At 42.5% G+C, this 710-nt stretch carries 1 protein-coding gene; it reads right to left on the minus strand.

Annotated features, from left to right (window positions below):
- Window positions 1–574, minus strand: a 574-nt coding sequence (locus CHH53_RS16975) for a histidine phosphatase family protein (protein WP_143594512.1), incomplete at its 3' end; no start/stop codon positions are given.
- Between the last annotated feature and the right edge of the window lie 136 nt (window positions 575–710).

A 710-nucleotide genomic window follows, 5' to 3' on the forward strand; every position in this document is an offset into this window, starting at 1 on the left:
ATATATTCGCTAAATGATCGGAAAGGTTGTAATTATGTACTTTCCATTTTTTTTCGATGAACTGGATATTGCTGATGCAAGCATTCACGAGACGCGTATTCTCAAGATCGTATTCTCCATCCGAGATGGTAGATAGAATCGCAGCGATAACTGCTCCATGTGCAACTAACAGCACCTTTTTATCCCCATACTTCTCATTCACTTCCTGCAACGCCTTCATTACCCGCTCAACCAGATCATCCCATGACTCCATACCTGGAAAATCAAAGCTAGGATATTTAGCTTCCCGTTCTTCCCTGGTAAGACCTTCCGCCTCGCCGAATCCCCTTTCGACAAAACCTTCCATTTCTACAAGCGGCAGCTGCAGGGCTTCATTGATAATATCAGCTGTCTTCCTTGCCCGCTTCATCGGACTTGCAATGATCATGTCAAAATCACTATCTGCCAGATAATCACGAGTAGCCTGCGCCTGTCTGATCCCTCTTTCATTCAGCGGTATATCAGTACTGCCTTGAATTCTTCCAAGCTTGTTCCAATCCGTTTCGCCATGCCTGACAAGACAAATCATCCTGATCCCCTCCCCTAAGTCTATATCCTTACTATAACGTAATCTTCCTGCCAAACGTTATAAAAAATTTATTGTTGACATATCGTACAGGCTGTTATATTATATTACTTGTGCTTTGAAAGAATTAATTTCATATGGCGGT

The organism is Terribacillus sp. 7520-G (genome assembly GCF_002271665.1).
In the GTDB taxonomy this organism is placed as follows: domain Bacteria; phylum Bacillota; class Bacilli; order Bacillales; family Amphibacillaceae; genus Terribacillus.